The following is a 7,207-nucleotide window of genomic DNA, read 5'->3' as shown; positions in this document are numbered from 1 at the left end:
CTCCCAGCCCCACCGGGCGGACGGACGGGGGACCGCAGCGGCTGAGATGACACCCGTCGAACCTGTCCAGTTAGTACTGGCGAAGGGATGTCACGGTCGCACCGCGCAGGTGGCGCACCGCTTTCTTCGCCGTGAGCCACAGGAGTGAGCATGCGGATCGAGAACACCATCGTCCTGGTCACCGGCGGAGCCCGCGGGCTCGGGGAGCACCTCAGCCGGGCGTTCGCGCGGGAGGGCGCGCGCGTCGTCGTGAACTACCACTCCAGCGAGGAGCGGGCCCGTGCGCTGGTCAGCGAACTCGGGGAGGACCGGGCGCTGGCCGCCCAGGCGGACGTGACCGACGCCCAGCAGGTGCGGGACATGGTCACCCAGGCCCGGGAGCACTTCGGCGCGCCGATCACGGTGGCCGTGAACAACGCCCTGGTGGACTTCAGCTTCAACGGGGACGCCCGCCCCACCCTGGAGCGCCTGACCGCAGAGAACCTCACGCAGCAGTTCCAGGGCGCCGTGGTGGGCGCCCTCAACGTGATGCAGGCGGTCACCCCGGGCATGGCGGAGGTCGGCGAGGGGCGCATCATCAACATCGGCACCAACCTCTTCCAGAACCCCGTGGTCCCCTACCACGACTACACCGCCGCGAAGGCCGCCCTGCTCTCCCTCACCCGCACCGCCGCCAAGGACCTCGGCCCGCAGGGCATCACCGTGAACATGATCTCGGGCGGCCTGCTGCGCACCACGGACGCCAGCGCCGCCACCCCGGACGAGGTCTTCGACTTCATTGCCGCCGGCACTCCCCTGGGCCGCGTGACCACCCCCGAGGAGTTCGCGGACACCGCCCTGTTCTTCGCCTCGGACTGGTCCCGCGGGGTCACCGGCCAGAACCTGGTGGTCGACGGCGGGCTGGTGATGGACTGACATGGCCCGCCGCCTCCACCTCAACGCGTTCCTCTACGGCGCCGGCCACCACCAGGCCGCGTGGCGCGCGCCCAACTCCTCGGTGCACCGCCTCACGGACATCAGCTACTACGAGGAGCTCGCGCAGACCGCCGAGCGCGGCCTGTTCGACGCCGTGTTCTTCGCGGACGGCCACAGCGTGGGGGACGTCTCCGGCGGACCCCACTGGTCCCTGGAACCGCTGACCGCGCTGTCCGCGATGGCGCGCGCCACCGAGCGCATCGGCCTGGTGTGCACGGTGTCCTCCACGTTCTTCACGCCGTTCCACGCGGCCCGGATGCTCGCGTCCCTGGACCACATCTCGGGCGGCCGGGCGGGCTGGAACGTGGTGACCTCCATGTGGGATGCCGAGGCCCGCAACCACGGCTACCGGGCCATGCCGCCCAAGGACGAGCGCTACGAGCGCGCCCGCGAGTTCGTGGAGGTGGCCCGCGCCCTGTGGGCCAGCTGGGACGAGGACGCCGTCACCGCGGACCCGGAGGGCCAGTGGGCGGACCCGTCCAAGCTGCACCGCCTGGACCACGAGGGCCGCCACTTCCTGGTGGACGGACCCCTCACGGTCCCGCGCTCCCCGCAGGGCGAGCCGGTGCTGTTCCAGGCCGGTGCGTCCGGGCCCGGAAAGGCCCTGGCCGGGGACTTCGCGGAGGGGATCTATGCCGTGGCCTATGACCTCCCCGCCGCCCAGGAGTACTACGCCTCGGTCAAGGCGGAGGTGGCCCGGGCCGGGCGCGATCCGGAGTCCGTGGCCGTGATGCCCGGGCTGGTCACCTACGTGGGCCGCACCCACGAGGAGGCCCTCGCCAAGCAGGAGCGCGTGGACCGGCTGCTGCCCGTGGAGCAGTCCCTCGCGCAGCTCTCCACCTTCGTGGAGCAGGACTGCTCGGGCTGGGACCTGGACGCGCCCGTTCCCCCGCTGCCGCCCCTGGAGGAGTTCACCGGACCGCAGGGCCGCTACGGCACCATCCTGCGGATCATCGAGGCAGAGCACCCCACGGTCCGCCAGCTCCTCGGGCGCCTGGCCGCCGGCGGAGGCCACTGCACCATGGTGGGCACCCCGGAGTCGATTGCGGACCGCATGCAGGAGTGGTTGGAGAACGGCGGCGCGGACGGCTTCAACCTCATGCCGCCCGTGCAGCCGGACTCGCTCACGGACTTCGTGGACCTCGTGGTCCCCGAGCTGCAGCGCCGCGGCCTGTTCCGCACCGAGTACACCGCCACCACGCTGCGCGGCCACCTCACCGAGGGCTGACCGCCCACCCCACGACGACGCCGCCGCGCCCCGGAGGCTGCACGCTCGCCAGGCACCACGGCCCGCACGCTTAAGTGCAGCTTTTGCCACTTTTCGGCCCGTGAGCGGCAAAACCTGCACTTAATCCTGGGCTGAAGAGCTCATTCCTCGGGTGGAGGGCCTGATCCTGGGGTGGGGGGCTTGATCTTGGGGGTGCAGGGCTTCACGAGGGCGGCGGCGATCCGGTGACGGGCGTGCGGGGGCCGGCCGTGCGGCGTCGTCGTGCGCCGGGGATGTCAGAGCAGGGGGCGCAGCGGGACCAGCAGGACCTCCGCAACCCGCGCCATGGGGTGGCGCTCCCGCCACTGGGGGGAGGTGAGCTCCTCGCAGTGCTCGCTGTCCGCGAGGAAGACCTTCTCCATCTGGGCGGCGAAGTCCGGGTCCACGATCTCCACGTTGGTCTCGTAGTTGAAGGACAGGGAGAGGCGGTCCAGGTTGGCGGGGCCCACGGTGGACCACTGGCCGTCGATCGTGGCGGTCTTGGCGTGGATCATGCACGCGCCGTAGAGCAGGATGGTCACGCCACCCTCCAACAGCTGGCCGTAGAACCCCCGGGACACCCAGTCCGAGAGGATGTGGTTGGAGTCCTTGGGGACCATGACGCGGACGTCCACCCCGCGGCGCGCGGCGTCCAGGAGCGTGTCCAGCACCTGCTGGTCCGGGATGAAGTACGGGGTGTTGATCCAGATGTGGTGCTGCGCCCGGTCGATCGCGTTCATGTACATCTCACGGATGGGGTACACGATCTGGATGGGCAGGTTCGCGTTCACCCGCACCTCGGGATCCCAGCTCTGCGGCGGGACCCACTCGATCTCCTTGTCCGGCTCCCGGTCCTCGTTCCACACCGTGGCGATCGCGTTGCGCAGACCCCACACGGCCGGGCCCACCTCACGGATGTGCGTGTCCCGCCACTGCCGGGAGTACAGGGAGCCGATGTTGAACCCGCCCACGAACCCGATCTGGTCGTCCACCACCAGGATCTTGGAGTGGTTAAGACCCGAGAACCGCAGGGGGCCCTTCCAGAACGGGCGGCGCAGGAACGGCACGCGGAACACGTGGATGTCGCTGTCAAAGGAGTAGAAGGTCTGCGGGATGACCAGGTTCGCGAAGCCGTCGTAGATCACGAACACGTCCACGCCGCGCTCCACCGCACGGTTCATGCCGTCCAGGAAGCGCTGCCCGATCTCGTCGTTCTTCCAGATGAACGTCTCCATGTGGATGGAGTGCTCGGCGTTGTCGATGGCCTCGAGCATGTCCTCGTAGACGTCCTCCCCGGACGTGTAGATGGTCAGCTCCGAGTCCTGCACCTGCGCCGTGAACGTTCCCGGACGCGGTGCGTCACGCTGCTTACGCCCGCGCTGCTTCCACCAGTCGATGCCCGCCAGAGATGCCACGACCACGGCCTGTGCACCGAGCAGGGACCCTGCGCCCACACCGGCCGCCTTCAGCAGGATCCGGCGTTCTCTGATCTGTGACAGCACGTTCGTGGGGGTCATCCCGCCACACTACTGCCCCGTGTTCCCGGGCGTCCCGCCTCTTGCCTGGGATCCCGGTGGAAGTCCCCGTGGAATCCGCTCCGCGCCGGAGGCGGTCCCCCACGCGTGAGGCACGGGATCACGACGCCGCCCGCGGCCCGGGTGGACCCCGGGGTCCTCCGGTGACGGCGCCCACCCCCTGGCGCAGGGGGGCGTGAGGACCGACCGCCCCGCGCGCCGCACCGGCCCCGTGCGTGGAACGCGGCCGAGCGGCGTCGTGCCCCGTGCCTGCGCCAACCCCGGCCCGTGCGGACCGCCCTGCACCGGTTTCTCCGGTGCCGCGCGGGTGGCTACGGTGGAGCCCATGAGAATTGCCACGTGGAACGTGAACTCCATCCGCGCCCGGGCCGACCGCATCGAGGCGTGGCTCGACCGCTCGGACGTGGACGTGCTGGCCATCCAGGAGACCAAGGCCAAGGACGAGAACTTCCCGTGGGAACTGTTCGAGTTCGCGGGCTACGAGGTGGCGCACTTCGGCGTGAGCCAGTGGAACGGCGTGGCGATCGCGTCCCGCGTGGGGCTCACGGACGTGGAGCGCACCTTCCCGGACCAGCCCACGTTCGGCAAGCCCGGCCAGGAGCCCGCGCAGGAGGCCCGCGCGATCGGCGCCACGTGCGGCGGCGTGCGCGTGTGGTCCCTCTACGTGCCCAACGGCCGCGGCCTGGAGGACCCCCACATGCCGTACAAGCTCGAGTGGCTGCGCGTGCTGGAGGGCCACGCCAAGCAGTGGCTGCAGGACGATCCGGACGCGCAGATCGCCCTGGTGGGCGACTGGAACGTGGCCCCGCAGGACGACGACGTGTGGGACATCCAGCTCTTCAAGGAGGGCGGCTACACCCACGTCAGCGAGCCGGAGCGCGCGGCGTTCCACGCGTTCATCGAGGACGCCGGCTACCAGGACGTGGTGCGCCCGCGCCACCCCGGTCCCGGCGTCTACACCTACTGGGACTACAAGCAGCTGCGGTTCCCCAAGAAGGAGGGCATGCGCATCGACTTCCAGCTGTGCTCCCCCGCACTGGCCGCCCGCGTGCAGGACGCCTGGATCGACCGGGACGAGCGCAAGGGCAAGGGCGCCTCGGACCACGCGCCCGTCGTGATCGAGATCGACTGACCCCGTGCCCCTGATCAACGCGGGCAGCGCCTACCGCAGCATCACGGGCCCGCCCGTGCGGTTCGCGCTGCGCGTCTACGTCCCCCAGCAGGACCTGGACGCCCACTACGCCCCCGGCATCCCCCGCGCCCTGGACCCTTTCACCGGCGGGGTGCACGAGTTCTCGGAGCAGCTCGCCCGCATCGCGGACACCTCCCAGTCCCTTCTGCCCCCGGCCCGCGAACCCCTGTGGACCATGCCGTTCTCCACGGCACCGGCCGGGGCGCGGCGGCTACCCGGCACCTCCCCGGGCGGTGCCGGGCAGGTACCCGGCGCGTCCCCGACCCACCCGGGGGACTTCCCCGTGTTCCACCCCACCCAGCGCCTGCGCCGCTCCCTGCGCCTGTTCACCGCCGCCGAGAACGAGGACAGCGCCCAGCTCCTGCCCCTGCTGGTCCCTGACCAGGAGGTGGCGGAGGCCGCCAAGGCCACCTCCAGCGAGGCCTTCCAGCCCGTCTACACCCGAGAGGCCGCCTACGCGATCCCCCTGGCCTGGTTCGCGGCCTTCACCCCAGCGGACCATGTGGCGTCCCAGCACTCCGGGCATGAGATCCACCGGTTCATCGCCCCCGCGGACGCCGCCGCGCAGCGCACCCTCCAGGCCGCACAGATTATCGACGACGCCGGACGGGCCGTCTCCGGCGACGCCCCCGAGGACGATCTCCCGGACGAAGCCCGACAGGCCGCCGCCTTCGCCCAGGACCTCATCCGGTTGAGCCGCTGGCTGGGATCCTTCAGCGCCGCTTCCCTGGTGAGCCTGGACTACGGCTCCCTGGCGGACCGGATCCAGCCGGACGAGTCCCCGCAGGACATGGCCGACGCCCTGGACCTCCTCCGTGAGGGAGACCTCGGATCCGCGACGGCGGCGCTGCGGCGCATCTTCAGGCGCTGGGCCCCGCTGGCGCAGCTGCAGCAGGGGAACTGACCCTCGGAAGCAGAACCGAGCGCCGTCGCCCTCCGCTCTCCGCGCCTGGGACCCGGCGCCCCGGGGGAGAGGCGCCCCCGCCGGTGCGCGAACCTGCGCGGCATGTGCTGCAGCTGCTGCATTTGCTCCGCTAATGCAGATTCCAGGGCGTACGGCTGCATTTACTCCACTAGAGAGCACGGTGCGGGCGACCCAGGCCCCGTTGAACGCGCGAGAGCCACGTCATCCTGCGGGTCGGGGAGCGGAGGTCGTCCCATGTGAGGACCGAGACGTCCCACCCTGCGTCTCGCAGGAGGGAGAGGCGGTACATCTCATCCCGGTACTGGGACACCTCACGAGCATGGACACCGCCGTTGTACTCCACGGCCGTTCGCGCACCAGGCCATGCCAGGTCCAGGAAGAACGTGCGCCCCGCGATCGTCACCTGGTGGTTCAGGGACGGCTCAGGCAGGTCGTGCCGGGCAATGATCAGCCGGGTCAGAGTCTCCGCCGCCGACCAGCACGGTGACCGAGCATCACGCCAGGCGCGGCGCAGCCGGATGGCACCTCGGGCAGCCGGAGGGAGCCGGTCCAGACTCTCCTCCAACTGGTCTCGCGTGAACTGCACCGGGCGGGACGTGCCGGGGATGACGAACCGGGTGGACAGCAGCGCGTCCAGGCACGCAGTGATCCGCCACGGAGACAGCACGGCACTCATCCGGGACAGCATCTCCAGTGGGTGGGCAACCCTGCTGCCCCATGGGCCCACGAGGCTGGGCAGACCGTGCGACATGGCAATGCGCACTCCCTCCTGCTTGGACTGGGCGCGGTGACCAGTCCAGAGCAGCTCAACGCAGTGGTTCGCGGCGTTCAGTGAGGAAGCACTGAACGCCCCCTGGCGTGGACCGCGCGACTGGTGGGGCCGGGCAAGCACCTCCTGCACCCACGCCTCACTTCCGCCCACGGGGAGCCGCAGCAGCTCCAGCCCGTGCAGGCCGCTCACCAGAAGCCCGGACTCGGGCCGGCACAGATGCCGCTGCAGGAGAACAGCTCTTTCCACTGCTGTGAGCGGTTCGTCCCGGAGCACCCACAATCCCCGCGCGAGTCGCTGCACGCCCGGGCTGCCGAGCAACTGTGAGGCGCGTCGGCCGGTCTCAGCCGTGGGAACCACCAGTGGCTCAGGGGGAAACGGGGCTGGACGCTGCTGGTACAACACCATGCCCGAACTGTAGGTAGGTGATCCGTGGACCGGGGCACGTTGTCCACAGCCCTGCCCCACACACCCTCTGGCCGGGGGATCCACCGCCCCTCTGCATGCTCACCCCCGAGCTGTGGACGCTGCCTAGTGGAGCAAATGCAGCTGGGGCTCCTGATTT

At 70.5% G+C, this 7,207-nt stretch carries 6 protein-coding genes; 4 read left to right on the top strand and 2 right to left on the bottom strand.

What is annotated here, in order from left to right:
* The first annotated feature begins 150 nt into the window (after nucleotides 1-150).
* Nucleotides 151-915 carry a 3-oxoacyl-ACP reductase gene (locus tag D9R02_RS10710; protein WP_102613933.1) on the top strand — a complete coding sequence of 255 codons (765 nt, stop codon included), beginning with the start codon at nucleotides 151-153 and terminating at the stop codon, nucleotides 913-915.
* A 1-nt stretch (nucleotide 916) separates the two neighbouring features.
* Nucleotides 917-2,203 (top strand): LLM class flavin-dependent oxidoreductase, encoded by a 1,287-nt coding sequence (locus D9R02_RS10705; protein WP_102613932.1) that lies wholly within the window; start codon nucleotides 917-919, stop codon nucleotides 2,201-2,203.
* Nucleotides 2,204-2,478: 275 nt separating this feature from the next.
* On the opposite strand, the gene D9R02_RS10700 is transcribed toward D9R02_RS10705, so the two are convergent.
* Nucleotides 2,479-3,738 (bottom strand): phospholipase D-like domain-containing protein, encoded by a 1,260-nt coding sequence (locus D9R02_RS10700; protein ID WP_121566889.1) that lies wholly within the window; start codon nucleotides 3,736-3,738, stop codon nucleotides 2,479-2,481.
* 343 nt (nucleotides 3,739-4,081) lie between these two features.
* On the opposite strand from D9R02_RS10700, the gene D9R02_RS10695 reads away from it, so the two are divergent.
* Together D9R02_RS10695 and D9R02_RS10690 are read left to right on the top strand one after the other, a co-directional pair.
* Nucleotides 4,082-4,888: an exodeoxyribonuclease III gene (locus D9R02_RS10695; RefSeq protein ID WP_039102296.1), complete on the top strand. Its 807-nt coding sequence runs from the start codon at nucleotides 4,082-4,084 to the stop codon at nucleotides 4,886-4,888.
* Nucleotides 4,889-4,892: 4 nt separating this feature from the next.
* Nucleotides 4,893-5,852 (top strand): DUF8083 family protein, encoded by a 960-nt coding sequence (locus D9R02_RS10690; protein ID WP_121241487.1) that lies wholly within the window; start codon nucleotides 4,893-4,895, stop codon nucleotides 5,850-5,852.
* 169 nt (nucleotides 5,853-6,021) lie between these two features.
* On the opposite strand, the gene D9R02_RS10685 is transcribed toward D9R02_RS10690, so the two are convergent.
* Nucleotides 6,022-6,834, bottom strand: coding sequence for a putative endonuclease domain-containing protein (locus D9R02_RS10685; protein WP_259463953.1), 813 nt, complete (start codon nucleotides 6,832-6,834; stop codon nucleotides 6,022-6,024).
* Nucleotides 6,835-7,207 lie beyond the last annotated feature (373 nt).

The sequence above is a fragment of the Kocuria rhizophila genome, from assembly GCF_003667225.1.
Taxonomy (GTDB): domain Bacteria; phylum Actinomycetota; class Actinomycetes; order Actinomycetales; family Micrococcaceae; genus Kocuria; species Kocuria rhizophila.
The sequence above is the reverse complement of the archived record's forward strand: the minus strand, read 5'-3'. Positions and strand labels throughout refer to the sequence as shown.

Excerpts from the sequence above, each read along its gene's own strand:
- D9R02_RS10700 (WP_121566889.1), bottom strand. The coding sequence starts at position 3,738 with ATGACCCCCACGAACGTGCTGTCACAGATCAGAGAACGCCGGATCCTG.
- D9R02_RS10695 (WP_039102296.1), top strand. The coding sequence starts at position 4,082 with ATGAGAATTGCCACGTGGAACGTGAACTCCATCCGCGCCCGGGCCGAC.
- D9R02_RS10710 (WP_102613933.1), top strand. The coding sequence starts at position 151 with ATGCGGATCGAGAACACCATCGTCCTGGTCACCGGCGGAGCCCGCGGG.
- D9R02_RS10705 (WP_102613932.1), top strand. The coding sequence starts at position 917 with ATGGCCCGCCGCCTCCACCTCAACGCGTTCCTCTACGGCGCCGGCCAC.